This window comes from Cryobacterium fucosi (genome assembly GCF_004403515.1).
Classification (GTDB): domain Bacteria; phylum Actinomycetota; class Actinomycetes; order Actinomycetales; family Microbacteriaceae; genus Cryobacterium; species Cryobacterium fucosi.
In genome coordinates, this window is record NZ_SOHH01000048.1 from 1 (window position 1) to 13,863 (window position 13,863).

At 69.4% G+C, this 13,863-nt stretch carries 15 protein-coding genes; 6 read left to right on the forward strand and 9 right to left on the reverse strand.

Annotation, left to right across the window (positions count from 1 at the left end; all coding sequences use genetic code 11):
• Positions 1 to 793: ribokinase (locus E3T48_RS05055; RefSeq protein ID WP_166789640.1), on the reverse strand; the 793-nt coding region annotated here is incomplete at its 3' end.
• 68 nt (positions 794 to 861) lie between these two features.
• On the opposite strand from E3T48_RS05055, the gene E3T48_RS05060 reads away from it, so the two are divergent.
• The 3 genes from E3T48_RS05060 to purM are packed head-to-tail and all read left to right on the forward strand — an operon-like array spanning position 862 to position 4,001.
• Complete coding sequence (locus tag E3T48_RS05060) at positions 862 to 1,257, forward strand: hypothetical protein (protein ID WP_134522743.1); 396 nt, start codon at positions 862 to 864, stop codon at positions 1,255 to 1,257.
• 21 nt (positions 1,258 to 1,278) lie between these two features.
• Entirely contained in the window at positions 1,279 to 2,901 is a 1,623-nt protein-coding gene (purF, locus tag E3T48_RS05065; protein ID WP_241986662.1) for an amidophosphoribosyltransferase, read from the forward strand.
• On the forward strand, positions 2,898 to 4,001 hold the full coding sequence (purM, locus tag E3T48_RS05070) for a phosphoribosylformylglycinamidine cyclo-ligase (protein ID WP_134522744.1): 1,104 nt from the start codon (positions 2,898 to 2,900) through the stop codon (positions 3,999 to 4,001). The genes purF and purM overlap by 4 nt, the downstream gene beginning before the upstream one ends.
• Before the next feature lie 141 nt (positions 4,002 to 4,142).
• Here the strand turns inward: purM and E3T48_RS05075 are convergent, their stop codons facing one another.
• On the reverse strand, positions 4,143 to 4,388 hold the full coding sequence (locus E3T48_RS05075) for a DUF3073 domain-containing protein (RefSeq protein ID WP_134522745.1): 246 nt from the start codon (positions 4,386 to 4,388) through the stop codon (positions 4,143 to 4,145).
• A 151-nt stretch (positions 4,389 to 4,539) separates the two neighbouring features.
• Between E3T48_RS05075 and E3T48_RS05080 the strand changes: the two genes are divergently transcribed.
• Positions 4,540 to 5,625: an NAD(P)-binding domain-containing protein gene (locus E3T48_RS05080; RefSeq protein ID WP_134522746.1), complete on the forward strand. Its 1,086-nt coding sequence runs from the start codon at positions 4,540 to 4,542 to the stop codon at positions 5,623 to 5,625.
• 139 nt (positions 5,626 to 5,764) lie between these two features.
• On the opposite strand, the gene crcB is transcribed toward E3T48_RS05080, so the two are convergent.
• The 4 genes from crcB to E3T48_RS05100 all read right to left on the reverse strand — a co-directional run bounded on the left by crcB (position 5,765) and on the right by E3T48_RS05100 (position 9,233).
• Positions 5,765 to 6,133, reverse strand: a complete 369-nt coding sequence (gene crcB / locus E3T48_RS05085) for a fluoride efflux transporter CrcB (RefSeq protein ID WP_166789641.1) — start codon at positions 6,131 to 6,133, stop codon at positions 5,765 to 5,767.
• Positions 6,130 to 6,549: a fluoride efflux transporter FluC gene (locus E3T48_RS05090; RefSeq protein ID WP_134522748.1), complete on the reverse strand. Its 420-nt coding sequence runs from the start codon at positions 6,547 to 6,549 to the stop codon at positions 6,130 to 6,132. The genes crcB and E3T48_RS05090 overlap by 4 nt, the downstream gene beginning before the upstream one ends.
• 3 nt (positions 6,550 to 6,552) lie before the next feature.
• Positions 6,553 to 8,676 carry an APC family permease gene (locus tag E3T48_RS05095; RefSeq protein ID WP_134522770.1) on the reverse strand — a complete coding sequence of 708 codons (2,124 nt, stop codon included), beginning with the start codon at positions 8,674 to 8,676 and terminating at the stop codon, positions 6,553 to 6,555.
• Between the two features lie 113 nt (positions 8,677 to 8,789).
• On the reverse strand, positions 8,790 to 9,233 hold the full coding sequence (locus E3T48_RS05100) for a MarR family winged helix-turn-helix transcriptional regulator (RefSeq protein ID WP_134522749.1): 444 nt from the start codon (positions 9,231 to 9,233) through the stop codon (positions 8,790 to 8,792).
• A gap of 47 nt (positions 9,234 to 9,280) precedes the next feature.
• On the opposite strand from E3T48_RS05100, the gene E3T48_RS05105 reads away from it, so the two are divergent.
• Positions 9,281 to 9,547 carry a hypothetical protein gene (locus E3T48_RS05105; RefSeq protein WP_134522750.1) on the forward strand — a complete coding sequence of 89 codons (267 nt, stop codon included), beginning with the start codon at positions 9,281 to 9,283 and terminating at the stop codon, positions 9,545 to 9,547.
• Positions 9,548 to 9,735: 188 nt separating this feature from the next.
• Here the strand turns inward: E3T48_RS05105 and E3T48_RS05110 are convergent, their stop codons facing one another.
• From E3T48_RS05110 to E3T48_RS05120, 3 genes are all read right to left on the reverse strand, one after another.
• Complete coding sequence (locus tag E3T48_RS05110; RefSeq protein WP_134522751.1) at positions 9,736 to 10,359, reverse strand: PadR family transcriptional regulator; 624 nt, start codon at positions 10,357 to 10,359, stop codon at positions 9,736 to 9,738.
• The gene (locus tag E3T48_RS05115; protein WP_134522752.1) at positions 10,356 to 11,255 is read right to left on the reverse strand and encodes a DUF4097 family beta strand repeat-containing protein; all 900 of its coding nucleotides are present in this window, start codon (positions 11,253 to 11,255) and stop codon (positions 10,356 to 10,358) included. The genes E3T48_RS05110 and E3T48_RS05115 overlap by 4 nt, the downstream gene beginning before the upstream one ends.
• 310 nt (positions 11,256 to 11,565) lie before the next feature.
• Positions 11,566 to 12,393 (reverse strand): CPBP family intramembrane glutamic endopeptidase, encoded by an 828-nt coding sequence (locus tag E3T48_RS05120; protein ID WP_134522753.1) that lies wholly within the window; start codon positions 12,391 to 12,393, stop codon positions 11,566 to 11,568.
• A 71-nt stretch (positions 12,394 to 12,464) separates the two neighbouring features.
• Here E3T48_RS05120 and E3T48_RS05125 point away from each other — a divergent pair, with 71 nt between their 5' ends.
• Positions 12,465 to 13,652, forward strand: coding sequence for a M20/M25/M40 family metallo-hydrolase (locus E3T48_RS05125; RefSeq protein ID WP_241986663.1), 1,188 nt, complete (start codon positions 12,465 to 12,467; stop codon positions 13,650 to 13,652).
• The last annotated feature ends 211 nt before the right edge of the window (positions 13,653 to 13,863 follow it).

Consider the following 13,863-nt stretch of genomic DNA (forward strand, 5'->3'; position numbering starts at 1 on the left):
CGCCAAGGGCGCGGCCCGGACCGGCCGCCAGCCGCGCGACGAGCGCGCCGACGAACGTGTCCCCGGCGGCGGTCGTGTCGACCTCCCGGACCGGGCGTGCGGGGGCGAGCCCGAGCACGCTCCCGTCGAAGGCGACGACGCAGCCCTCCGCACCGAGGGTGACGATGGCCCAGGTGCCGCCGGCGCTCAGCACCTCGGCCGCGCGCACCGGGTCGCTCTCGCCCGTGAGCGCGGCGGATTCCAGGCGGTTGGGCACGATCAGGTCTACCCCGGCGAGGAACCCGTCCGGCAGCGGTACGACCGGAGCAGGCGTGAACACGATGAACACCCCGGCCGCCCGGGCGGACGCGACACCCTCGACGAGCACCGAAACCGGCAGCTCACACTGCAGCAGGAGATGGGACGCTCCCGCGATCGTCTCCCGCTGCGCGGGGGACAGCCCGGTCACCGTGGCGTTGGCACCCGGCACGACGACGATCGAGTTCTCGCCGGAATCCACGACGGCGACGTGCGCGGTCCCCGTTGCGCCGGGCACCGTGGCGAGACCCGCCGTGCGGATGCCCTCCCCGGTCAGCAGGGCGCGCAGCTCCGAGCCGTAGGCATCCGTTCCGACCGCGCCGAGGAAGTCGACCGAGGCGCCCAGCCTGGCCGCGGCGACCGCCTGGTTCAGGCCAGTGCCGCCCGGCACGGTCAGGAAACCGGAGCCGATGATTGTCTCGCCGGGGTTCGCCGGGCGGGGCTGCCGCACGACGAGGTCCATGTTCGCGCTTCCGAGCACCGCAATCCTGTTCATCCGACCAGTCTGCCAGCGACCGGGAAACGCACAGCCGATGCCCCCGACGCGCATGCGAGAATAGACGGGTGAGTTCAGCCGAGCAACCCGAACAGCAGGTCCCGGAGTCCGGCGAAGGGGTGACCCTCGTCGGCCAGGCCAGGGTCAGCGTGCGGCGCTCGCCGCGCTACCTCAACTTCATGATCCTCGGCGCCGTCGTCGGCGCCCTCCTCGCCCTCCTGCTCACCGTCGTCTTCCCGGCGAATGCGGAGTTCGCGCCCAGCCAGGTCTTCGGATTCCTGCTGCTGGCCGGGGTCGTGGCGGGCGTCGCCATTGGCGCCGTTGCCGCCATGGTCATCGACCGGGTCACCGGCCGCTCGGCCGCCACGGTCGTCGTCGATAGACTTGGCGCCTACGGGCCGAGCGGCCTGGATGCTCCGGATTCTCCAGCCGGTTCCCCGAATTCCAGCGACAACTCAGAGTAAAGATAGTTAAGAGGCTTCGATTTGGCTGGTGGCGACGGACTTCTAGGTCATGACCTTCTCCCGGGCGAGAAGGGGCCGCAGGATGCCTGCGGCGTCTTCGGCGTCTGGGCCCCAGGCGAGGAGGTGGCCAAGCTCAGCTACTTCGGCCTCTACGCCCTGCAGCACCGAGGCCAGGAATCGGCCGGAATCGCCACGAGCGACGGCTCCAAGATCCTGATCTACAAGGACATGGGCCTCGTCGCGCAGGTCTTCAACGAGGCAGCGCTGAGCACTCTCCTCGGCCACATCGCGGTCGGCCACACCCGCTATTCGACCACCGGCTCCTCGAGCTGGCAGAACGCCCAGCCCACCCTCGGGCGCACCTCCGGCGGCACCGTGGCCCTCGGCCACAACGGCAACCTCACCAACACCGCCGAGCTCCTTCAGCTTGTGCACGAGCGCTACCCGAATGTGGAGGGCGAACTCGCCCGCGGCAACACCACCGACACCGCCGTGATCACCGCGTTGTTCACCGGCGACCTCGACCACACCCTCGAGGCCACGGCGCTCGAGGTGCTGCCGCGGCTGCGCGGCGCATACTGCCTCGTCTTCATGGACGAGACCACGCTCTACGCGGCCCGCGACCCGCAGGGCGTGCGTCCGCTGGTGCTCGGACGCCTCGAACGCGGCTGGGTCGTCGCGTCGGAGACCGCAGCCCTCGACATCGTCGGCGCCAGCTTCGTGCGCGAGGTCGAACCGGGTGAACTGCTCATCATCGACGAGGACGGCCTTCGCTCCCAGCGGTTCGCCGAGTCCAAGCCGGCCGGTTGCGTCTTCGAATACGTCTACCTGGCCCGGCCCGACACCACCATCGCCGGCCGGGGCGTGCACGAGGCGCGGGTCGACATGGGCCGCCGCCTCGCCGCGGAGTACCCGGTCGAGGCCGACCTCGTCATCCCGACCCCCGAGTCCGGCACACCGGCCGCGATCGGCTACGCGCAGGCATCCGGCATCCCGTTCGGCCAGGGACTGGTCAAGAACTCGTATGTCGGCCGCACCTTCATCCAGCCGTCGGAGACCATCCGCCAGCGCGGGATCAAGCTCAAGCTAAACCCGCTCAAGGCCGTGATCAAGGGCAAGCGACTCGTCGTCGTCGACGACTCGATTGTGCGCGGCAACACCCAGCGAGCCCTCGTCAGCATGCTGCGGGAGGCCGGCGCCGCCGAGGTGCACGTGCGCATCTCGAGCCCGCCGATCACCTGGCCCTGCTTCTACGGCATCGACTTCGCCTCCCGGGCCGAACTCATCGCGACCGGCCTCGGCGTCGACGAGGTGCGCCAGGCCATCGGCGCCGACTCGCTCGGCTACCTCTCCCCGGAGGGCATGATCGCCGCCACCGAGCAGCCGCGCGAAAAGCTCTGCACCGCGTGCTTCACCGGGGTCTACCCGATCCCGCTGCCCGACGCGCTGCACCTGGGCAAGAACCTGTTGGAACGCCCGACCGGTTCCGACGGCTGCGACCCCGGACCCGACGCGGAATACGAACCTCTGCTCGACGCCGCCGCGCGCCGCCCCGGCGCACCGGCCGGACAGCCAGCGATCCAGGGTGGCATCCCCGCAAAGCCGGGACCGTTCCCGATCGGCGACCCAGGAAGACAAGAATGAGCAACGCGTCATACGCTGCGGCCGGAGTGGACACCGCGGCCGGCGACCTCGCCGTCTCCCTGATGAAGGCCGCCGTCTCCAAGACCCACGGCACTGAGGTGCTCGGCGGGTTCGGCGGCTTCGCCGGGCTCTACGACGTGTCGTTCCTCACCTCCTATCGCCGTCCGCTGCTGGCGACGTCGACGGATGGCGTGGGCACCAAGGTCGCGATCGCCCAGGCCATCGACAAGCACGACACCATCGGCCAGGACCTGGTCGGCATGGTCGTCGACGACATCGTCGTGGTGGGCGCCCGCCCCTTGTTCATGACCGACTACATCGCCTGCGGGAAGGTGGTCCCCGAGCGCATCGCGGACATCGTCGCCGGCATCGCCCGGGCCTGCTCCGAAACCGGAACCGCCCTCGTCGGCGGCGAGACCGCCGAGCACCCCGGCCTGCTCGGCCCCGACGACTATGACGTCGCCGGCGCGGCCACCGGAGTGGTCGAGGCCGATCAGGTCCTCGGCGCCGAACGGGTGACGCCAGGTGACGTGGTCATCGCGCTCGCGTCCTCGGGGCTCCACTCCAACGGCTACTCGCTCGTGCGCCACATCCTCGCCCAGCGCGGCATCGGCTACACCGACACGTCCGCCGAGCTCGGCGGGGTGGTCGGCGAGGTGCTGCTCACCCCGACCCGGCTCTACACCGGCCCGCTGCTCAGCGTGCTGGCCGACCCCGAGCTCGCGGGGGCGGTGCACTCGCTCAGCCACGTCACCGGCGGCGGGATCGCGGCGAACCTCGCCCGCGTGCTGCCGCTCGGCTCCTGGGTCGAGGTTGACCGGTCCACCTGGTCGCCCTCGCCCGTCTTCCGGGTGCTCAGCGACATGGCCGGCTCCTCCCTGGAGAGCTCGGAGGGAACCTGGAACCTGGGCGTCGGCATGTTCGCCGTCGTCGCGGCCGGCTCCGCGTCATCCGTGATCGCACGCCTGGCCGCCGACGGCATCCCCGCCTGGGTGGCCGGCCGGGTTTCGACCGCGGCTCACGACCTGTCAGGCTTCGAACAGGGCGCCAAGGGCGTCAACGGCGGCGCCGTGCGCCTGGTCGGAACCTACGCGGGCTGACGCGCTCGCTCGGCCTGACGCAGTCGCGCGCCTGACACGCTCGCCGAGATCTACCTTTTCGGTCCAAACCGCACGGTGCGCGGGGCGGTCTCGACCGGAAGGGTAGATCTCGGCGGCGGGTGACGGGTGCGCCTGGAGCCGTCAGGCCCTGCGCTGCTCGTCTTCCGTCGCGTAGGTGTCGACGTATTGCTCGTCGTCTTCGTCGCCCTTGCCAGGCTTCGACGCCTCGTATTCCGGCCACTTCGCGAGGTCCTCGTCGAGACGCGGGTCTTCGACGGGATGCCCCGTGAGCTCGCGTTCGAGCGCGTTGTAGTTGGTGTCCGGGCTGAAATACTTCAGCTCACGGGCAACCTTGGTGTGCTTTGCTTTTTGACGGCCGCGCCCCATGCGTGACCCCCTAACGATGCCAGGCCGGGTGAGGAATGAGTCACCCGGGGAGTTGCCGAACGGAATGGTGAAAACTAGCCGCTAGTTTAGCATGATGGGCCTGAACCCCCGCTGACGCGGTTCACAGGCCACCCTGCTGAAATGAGGTGTGATGGCGAACGAGGCGACGGTACCCGTTGTCATCGTCGGCGCCGGTCAAGCCGGCCTTTCGGTGGCCTACTACCTGCGCAAGTTCGAGCTTAGCCCCGGTCGCGACTTCGTGATCTTCGACCGCGGTCCGGATGCCGGCGGAGCCTGGCAACATCGCTGGCGGTCCCTGCGTCTCGGCACGGCACACCGGGTCAACGATCTGCCCGGGATGGGCGAACTCGGCCTCAGTTTCGACAGCGCCGACCGCTCGCTTCCCGCTCGGGAGGTCGTGGCGGACTACTACCGCCGGTACGAGGAACACTTCGGACTGAAGGTCGTGCGCCCGGTCACCGTGCGATCCGTTTCCAACCACCGGGCAGACCTTGTGGTGTCGACCACTTCGCCGAGCTTCGGCAGCCGGGACACTGCGGCGCGCCTCCTTGTCAACGCCACGGGCACCTGGGGCTCCCCGTTCGTGCCGCACTACCCAGGGGCCGAGCGCTTCGCCGGGCGGCAGCTGCATACCGCCGGCTATGTCTCGGCCGAGGAGTTCGCCGGTCAGCGCGTCGTGGTCGTCGGCGGCGGAACGAGCGCGATCGGTTTCCTCCTCGAGCTCGAGGGCGTCGCGGCCGAGCTCAGCTGGGCGGCGCGGCGCCCGATCGACTGGAGCCACACCGAACGGCTCGACCTCGAGGGGGCCTCGACCGCGGTCGCCGCGCAGGACGAGGCCGCCCGGGCCGGGCGCGCCCTGCCGAGCATCGTCAGCGGCACCGGCGTTCCGGTGAGCCGCCGGATCGCCGCCGGGATCGACCGCGGACTGCTCGTGTCCCGGCCGATGTTCGCGGCCATCGAACCGGCTGGGGTGCGCTGGACGGACGGCACGTTCACCGACGCCGACGCGATCATCTGGGCATCCGGGTTCCGGCCCGAACTGCGCCACCTCTCCGCGCTCAGGCTGCGGGAGAAGGCCGGCGGAATCTCCGTCGGCGCAGGGGCATCCTGGACCGACCCCCGCATCTTCCTGGCCGGCTACGGGCCGCAGGCGAGCACGGTCGGCGCCCACAGGGCAGGCCGGGTGATCGCTCGCCAGGTCGTCGCGCTGCTCTAGCAGGGGCAGGCCGGGTGATCGCTCGCCAGGTCGTCGCGCTGCTCTAGCAGGGGCAGGCCGGGTGATCGCTCGCCAGGTCGTCGCGCTGCTCTAGCAGGGGCAAGNAGCAGGGGCAAGGAACGACGGCCGGGACGAGTCGCTACCGGGCGAGCAGGTATCCCCCGGCGCACACGGCGAGCCCGAGCACGAGGTTGCCGACCAGGCCGACCAGCCCCGCCCGCCAGCGTCCCTTCAGCATCAGCTCGACGGTCTCGACGCTCCAGGTGCTGAAGGTGGTCAGTCCGCCGCAGACGCCCGTGAGCACGACCACGCGCACGTCGTCCCCGATCGCGGCGCGTTCGACGAGCCCGAGCGTCACCCCGCCGATGAGCGACCCGACCACATTCACCACGAGCACGCCGAGCGGCAGGCCGCCGGGACCGAGCGGGAGCGTGCGCGAGACCAGGTAACGGATGACCGCTGCCGCACCGCCGCAGGCCAGCACGGCGACGACCAGGACGGCGCTCACGGGGTGCCCCCGGCATCCGTCGCCGCGGGGCCGGCCGGCCGGTGGGCGAGCCGGGTGCCCAGCCACAGCCCGAGCGCGGCGGCCGCGAAGCCGAGCACGAGTGTGGCCGCAAGGTAGGCCGCTGCCAGCGCCCGGAAATCGGCGGAGACCAGGCCGACCAGGGAGACCATGACCGCGGAGAAGGTCGTGAACGAACCGAGCAGGCCGGGGCCGAGCGTCGCCTTGAGCCACTGCGGCACCGCAGGGCGGGTCCAGAGCCCGGCGACCAGCCAGCCGAGCACGAACGCGCCGATCGCGTTGACGACGAGGGTGCTGACGGGGAACTGGTCGGCGGAGTGCGGCAGCGCCTGGTCGGTTGCGAGGCGAAGGGCCGTGCCGACGGTGCCGCCCAGGAAGACGGCCGGTGCGAGCCGCACCGGCTACTTGCGCTTGCGGCGTCGCGCGGCGGACGGCCGGGACTGCGGCGGGGTGACGCCGACCGTCGGCGTCGCCCGCACGGGGATCTCCTTGGTCGCGGGGGCGAGCGGCTTGCGCGGGACCGGACGGGGACGCACGGGCTCGCCGCGACGGTCCTGCCCGGGGATCGGCCGGGACCGGCGGCCGTAGATGAGTTCGGAGGAGTCGAGCAGCCACGGCACGAGCGCGATGGTGACACCGTGCACGAGCATGAGCTTCTGGCGAAGGCGCCGGGCCTTGTGGTTGTGGAGCAGGCTCTCCCACCAGTGGCCGACGATATAGATCGGCGTGTAGACGGTGATGACCTCGGAGCCGTGGTCTTCGCGACGGTCCTTGATATAGCTGATCAGGGGCCAGCTGATGTCGCGGTAGGGCGACTGAACGATCCGCAGCGGAACCTGGATGTTCTGCCTGACCCAGTCGCGCTTGAGCTGCTTGGTCTCTTCCTCGTCGATCGAGATGTGCACGGCCTCGATGCCCTCGTGGCGGGCGGCGATCGCGTAGTCGAGCGCCTTGAGCACGGGCTTCTGCATCTTGCCGACGAGAACGATGGCGTGGTCGCCCTGGGAGCCGAAGGTGGTCTCCGGGTCGACTTCAATCTCCTTGGCCACATCCCGGTAGTACCGGTTCACTCCGAGCATCAGAGTGAAGAGCACGGGCATCATCACGAAGACCAGCCAGGCGCCGTGGGTGAACTTGGTGATGGTCACGACGATGAGCACCACGCCGGTGAGCGCCGCGCCGAAGCCGTTGATCGACAGGCTCATGATGATCGAACCGCGGTTCGGCGGGTTCTTCTTGAGCAGCTTGAGCCAGTGCCTGACCATGCCGGTCTGGCCGAGCGTGAACGACACGAAGACGCCGATGATGTAGAGCTGGATCAACACCGTCAGATTCGCCTGGTAGACGATCATGATCACGCAGGCGAACAGAGCCAGGAGCAGCACGCCGTTCGAGTAGATCAGGCGGTCGCCGCGGGTGCTGAGCGACTTCGGAGCGTAGGAATCCTTGGCTAGCACGGAGCCGAGCAGCGGGAATCCGTTGAACGCGGTGTTCGCCGCCAGGAGCAGCACGGCGGCGGTCGCGGCCTGCAGCACGAAGAACATGATCGAGTTGTTGCCGAAGGTGGCCGCGGCGATCTGGGCGATCAGGCTGCGCTGGGGCGAGGTGGCGCATTCCGTCCACCCGATCAGGTCGCAGGGATTCTCCGCGTAGTGCACCTTCGCGATCAGCGCGAGGGTGGTGAGGCCGATGAACATGACGATGGCGATGCCGCCCATCAGCACCAGGGTGCGCTGCGCGTTCTTGACCTTCGGATGCTTGAACGCGGGAACTCCGTTGGCGATCGCCTCCACGCCGGTGAGGGCACTGCACCCGCTGGCGAAGGAGCGCAGCAGCAGCAGGATGAAGGCGGACTGGGCCAGGTTCTCGGCCTGCACGTCGAACCCCGCCGACTCGGCGACGGGCGCGTCGCCGAGGGCGACCCGGGTGAGACCGACGACCACGAGCAGGAAGACGCTCGCGATGAAGAGATAGGTGGGAATGGCGAAGGCCTTGCTCGACTCCGCGACACCGCGCAGGTTGACCGCGGCGAGCAGGATCACGAAGACGACGGCGATTTCGACCCGGAACGGGGCCAGCCCAGGGAGGGCGGAGATGATGTTGTCCACGCCGCTGGCCACCGAGACCACCACGGTCATCACGTAGTCGACGAGCAGGGCGGAGGCCACGAGTAGCCCGGCCTTCTCACCGAGGTTCTTCGAGGCGACCTCGTAGTCACCGCCGCCGGAGGGGTACGCCTTGATCAGCTGGCGGTAGGACGCGACCACCACGACCAGGAGGAGAACGACGACGGCCGCGACCCCCGGCGCGAAGCTCAGGAACGCGAGGCCGCCGAGGGTGAGGATCATCAGGAGCTCTTGCGGCGCGTAGGCCACGCTCGAGAGCGGGTCGCTGGCGAAGATCGGCAGGGCAAGGTGCTTGGGCAGCAGCTGGCCCTCGAGGTGCTCGGTCGAGAGCGGGTCGCCGATGATCCATCGCTTGGGCGATCGTGTTTCTGGCGCGGGGCCGGTTCCCTCTGGAGTCACGAGGGACGACACTACTCCCTTGCACACCGCTGTCAAATCTGTGGGAGGTTGCCCCGGATGCGGCGTGGCGTTCGCGTGTCGCGATGGCGCCCGGATAGGCCCGGGCCGCGTCCCTACCCGGAGCGCGTGGCCTCGATCACGCGCCAGAGCGAGCGCCGCAGGGCCTCGAGGTCCTCGAAGTCCATCCCCAGCTTGTCGATGATGCGCGGCGGGATGGTCTGGGCCTCCTCGCGGAGTCGAAGGCCGTCCTCGGCCAGCGCGACGTCGAGCATCCGCTCGTCACGATCGTTGCGCGTGCGGGTGACCAGCCCCGTCGACTCGAGCCGTTTGAGCAGTGGCGAGAGGGTGGCCGGTTCGAGGCGCAGCTCGGCGGCCAGGTCCTTGACCGAGCGCGGGCTGCGACCCCAGAGGGCCAGCATGACCAGGTATTGCGGGTGGGTGAGGCCGTGGGGCTCGAGGATGGGGCGGTAGACGCCGATGACGCTGCGGGATGCGATCGCGAGCGCGAAGCAGACCTGGTCTTCCAGGCGGAGCAGGTCGGGGGCGTCCTCGGTCATGTGCAGCGCCGCTCGCTTTCGCAGATTTGATTAGTACACTAATGATTATGACACATGCTAGTAAAGGGGAACGAGACGGCAGCGGCCTGGTCGGCGTCGTCGGCTGGCTGAACCGCACTCTGCTTCCGTGGATCGGCCCGCCGCCCCTCGGCCCGTACACGACGGTGACGGCGACGGACGAGGCTGCGGCGAAGTCCGAGGCGCGCTGCCCGATCTGCTCAGAGCCGATGACCCTGCACGAGATCGACCGCTCGGGGGAGCGCACGCAGGTCTACCACCCCACCCCGGAGCAGGTCGCCGAGCGAACGGTCTGATCGGGCGGGTCTCGACAGGCTCGACCACCGGGGGTCTCGACAGGCTCGACCACCGGGGGTCTCGACAGGCTCGACCACCGGGGGTTGAGCCTGTCCACCGGTGATTGAGCCTGTCGAAATCAGGGTCTCGACCAGCTCGACCTCCGGGCGCCTCGACCTCCGGGCGGCTCCCTTCTGGCCGTCGGCCGTCAGTGGCCGATCGAGGCGAGGATGCCCGCGCGCACCTCGTCAAGCCTGCGACGCAACTCCGGCACCGTGGCGGCCGGCACGCGGGCCACGGCGGCCCGTCGGCGCAGGTCGGCGCGCAACTGCTGACGGAACTCATTGAGCACGAGGTCGGCCTCGTGCAAGGCCCGGTTCGACTCCAGTCGAATGGCGGCCCCTGGCTCGGCGGCGGTGCCGGAGGACTGCGCGGGGACGTCCTCCCTGGCCTGACGTTTGGCGGAGGCGAGGTCGGCGCGCAGGCTCTTCATCGCCTCGGTGACGCTGAAGCGAACCTCGTCCGCCAGGCGACGCACCGAGTCGGACACCTCGGTTTCGATGGCATCCAGGTCCCCCTCCCGAGCCAGAAGCTCCTCGCGGCCGGCGTCGGTGATCTCGTAGACGGTCTTGCGGCCGTCCGTCGATTTGGTGACCAGTCCCTCGTCCTCGAGTTTGGCCAGCCGCGGGTAGATCGTTCCGGCGCTCGGGATGTAGGTGCCGCCGAATCGATCGCTGAGGGCCTGGATCAGCTCGTAGCCGTGGCGCGGCTGCTCGGCGAGCAGGCTGAGCAGATAGAGGCGGAGGCTGCCGTGCGCGAAGACGGGAGTCATGCCGACGCCCCCGTTGCCGGGTCGGCGGGGCCGGAGGGATCCGTGGCACTCGACGCGGCATCCGCTGCCGACGGGGCCGCATGGGCCGAGGCCGGGGCGCGCCGCACGATCGACACGTCTCCGGACACCGAATTGGCGTGCAATTCCAGCCAGTTGCCGGAGAGGTCGCCGCTGCTGCCCTCGTAACCCTTGCCGAAAACGCCTTTCATCGTCTGGTCGTCGAGTTGGAGCGTGCCGGAGACGGTGTTGAGGTGATAGCTCGTAGCCACTTCGGCGTCAAGCCGTGCGGTCAGGTTTCCGCTGACCGTGTTGGTGTCGATCGCGTCGGGGACTCCCTCGATGTCGAGGAATACGTTCCCGCTGACCCCGTCGGCGCCGAAGCGCGGGATCCTGCCGCTCGCGGTGATGTCGCCGGTGACGGTGTGCGCGGAGATGCGGCCCTCGTGGTTGCCGACGGACATCTCGCCGCTGACTCCGTTGAGCTCGAGGGCGCCGGTGACGCCGTCGACGACGATGTCGCCGGAGACGGTGCTCAGCCTGGCGCCGGCGCTCAGCCCGGAAACGAGGGCCTCGGCGCTGACCACGCCCAACTTCAGCGTGACGTCGCGGGGCACCATGATGCTGACGTCGGCCTTTGCGGTGCCGCGGAAGGAGGCGAACACCTCGATGAAGTTGTCCCAGCGCAGCTGGGGGTGGTCGATCTCGAGGGTGTCGCCGTCGAGCGAGATCTTGAGGTCCTTGCCGCTCACGCTGTGCACCTCGACCCGGGTGTCGGTTTCGTCGTGGCCGATCACGTCGACCTTCCCGCCGATCATGCCGACCTTGAGGTTGCGGACGAGTTCGATGTCGATCACCTTGGTCTGCCCGGGGGCGACAAGCCATTTCTCCTGTGCCATTGCGTACTCCTTTGTGGGCGGCATCCGACCGGCGGATGCCGAAATCCGGTATCGCGATATATCGCGTCTGTTGAGACTCACGATATATCGCGTTTGTCCGGCGCGCAACCCCTGGGATGCGGTCTCGACGGGCTCGACCACCGGGTCTCGACGGGCTCGACCGTGCCGGTGATCGAGCTTGTCGAGATCATCCACCGGGTCTCGACAAGCTCGACCACCGGGTCTCGACAAGCTCGACCACCGGTGATTGAGCCTGTCGAAATCACGGCGGGCGCACCGGTCTCGACGGGCTCGACCACCGGCGGTGCGGTCAATAGGGGAAGATTGCCAGCCACTCGCGAGTGTGAGCGTGCACGATCACGAGGAAGACCACCACGTCGAAGAGCAGATGCACGCAGACGACGTAGGTGAGCGACCTGGTGAGCTTGAAGGTGTAACCCTGCAACAGCGCGAACGGAAAGGTCATCAGGGGGCCCCAGCTCTGGTAACCGAGTTCCCAGAGGAACGAGCAGAAGATCACCGCCTGGAGCAGGTTTGCCTGCCAGTCGGGGAAGTGCCGTCGGAGCAGGGTGAAGGCAACGCAGATGAAGAAGAGTTCGTCCCAGATGCCCACGAAGCCCACGCCCACGAAGAGTCGCGCGATCTCATCCGGCGCCGTGACGGCCGGCCAGTTCTGGTAGACGCCCGATCGGATGAAATAGGTCGGGAGGATGACATAGCCGAGGCCCACGACGATGACGAGGTACCAGCGTTCGGGGGTGCTCCAGCGCTGGCCGGTGCGAATCGGGAAGCGGATCGCGTGGTCGCGGTAGCCGTAGCGCGAGATCAGATAGGGCACGAGAACCGCGAGGGCGAGCACGGTCCCCATCAGCGCCATATTCGGGTAGTCGATGTTCGCCTCGACCGAGATCGTGCTGATGATCAGCAGGCCGAGCGCGAGCAGGAGGAGATCCTTGAACAGCGCCCGGTTCACGACGAAGGCCAGCGCCAGCGCAGCGACCAGCAGCGCGTAGCCGGGAACGGCCGCACGCACCCCGAAGAGCACAACGGCCGACGCCGACAGCAGTCCGGCGGGGAGCAGCCCCCACGAGACCAGCGGCGGAGTGGCCGTTGCCGCGGCAGTCGTCGCATTTCGCATGCCATATGGTACCGAAGCGTGCTCTGAGATCGGGTCGGTCGCGGATGGATTCGTGCCGGTAGATTCGTGCTGTGACCAACGAGCAGAGCGGGGCCGAACCGCGCGCGGCCGGGATCGGGGGAGACGACGACCCGATCGCGGTGATGCGGCGGCTCATCGGCATCGACTCGGTCAATCCCGATCTCGTGCCCGGCGCTGCCGGGGAGGAGGTGGTCGCGGCCTGGTGCGCGCGCTGGCTGGAGAGCCACGGCTTCGAGGTGCACCGCCTCGAGGAACGTGCGGTGCGGCCCTCGATCGTCGGCATCTTCCGCGGGACCGGCGGGGGGCGTTCCCTCATGCTCAACGGCCACCTCGACACCGTGGGTGTCACGGGCTACCGCGGCGACCCGTTCTCCGGTGAGCGGCGCGGCGGCCGGGTGCTCGGCCGCGGCGCCTTCGACATGAAGGGCGGCGTGGCGGCGATCCTCGTCGCGGCCGCGCGGGCATCCGTCACCGGACTGTCCGGTGACGTGATCGTCACCCTGGTCGCCGACGAGGAATTCGGCAGCCTCGGAACGATGGAGGTGCTGCGCGGCTTCCGGGCGGACGCGGCGATCGTGGCCGAACCGAGCGAGCTCGGCCTGACCCTCGCCCACCGCGGCTTCGCCTGGTTCGAGCTCTCGCTCAGCGGGCTGGCCGCGCACGGCTCCCAGCCGGAGCGGGGCGTCGACGCGATCGCGCACGCCGGCCTCGTGCTCCGCGCCCTCGACGAGCTGCGCGAGCAGATCGAGGCCGGTCCGGGGCATCCGCTGCTCGGACACGGCACGGTGCGGGTCGCGAAAATCAGCGGGGGCACGGATGCCGCCACCGTCGCCGCGGCCTGCACGCTCACGATCGAGCGGCGCACGCTTCCCGGCGAAACACCCATCGACGTGGAAGCCGAGTTGCTCGACCTCCTGGCGGCGATTGCCGGCCGCACCGCGGGCTTCAGTTTTCGCCTGATCCGGCTGGTGGCGCGTGCGGCGTTCGAGGCCGATCCGGAGTGGCCGATCGTGCGGCTCGCCCGCGCCGAGGCCGACCGGGTGCTCGGGCACCCCCCGGCGACGCGGGGCGAACCGTTCTGGACGGATGCCGGGCTCCTCCACGAGGCCGGCATCCCCTGCCTGGTGCTCGGCGTGGCCGGCGGCGGGGCGCACGCGGACGCCGAGTGGGCGGAGGAGGCATCCGTGCTTCAGCTGACCGAGATCCTGGCCGGCACCATCGCCGGGTTCTGCGCGTGAGCCGACCTGAGTGTTTTGTCTGAGGAACGGCCTGAGCGCACTGCACGCCTGACCGTGTTCTGATCGTGCGCACCGCGCCGAGAGGCGCGCCTCCCGGGGCCAATTCAGGAGATCCGCCCCGAGGGCGTTGCAGACACCGCACCGTTCCGCGGATCGGCGGGAACGCGCGGCGGGATCTCCTGAATTGGCCACCGGGAAGCGCCGGCACGAG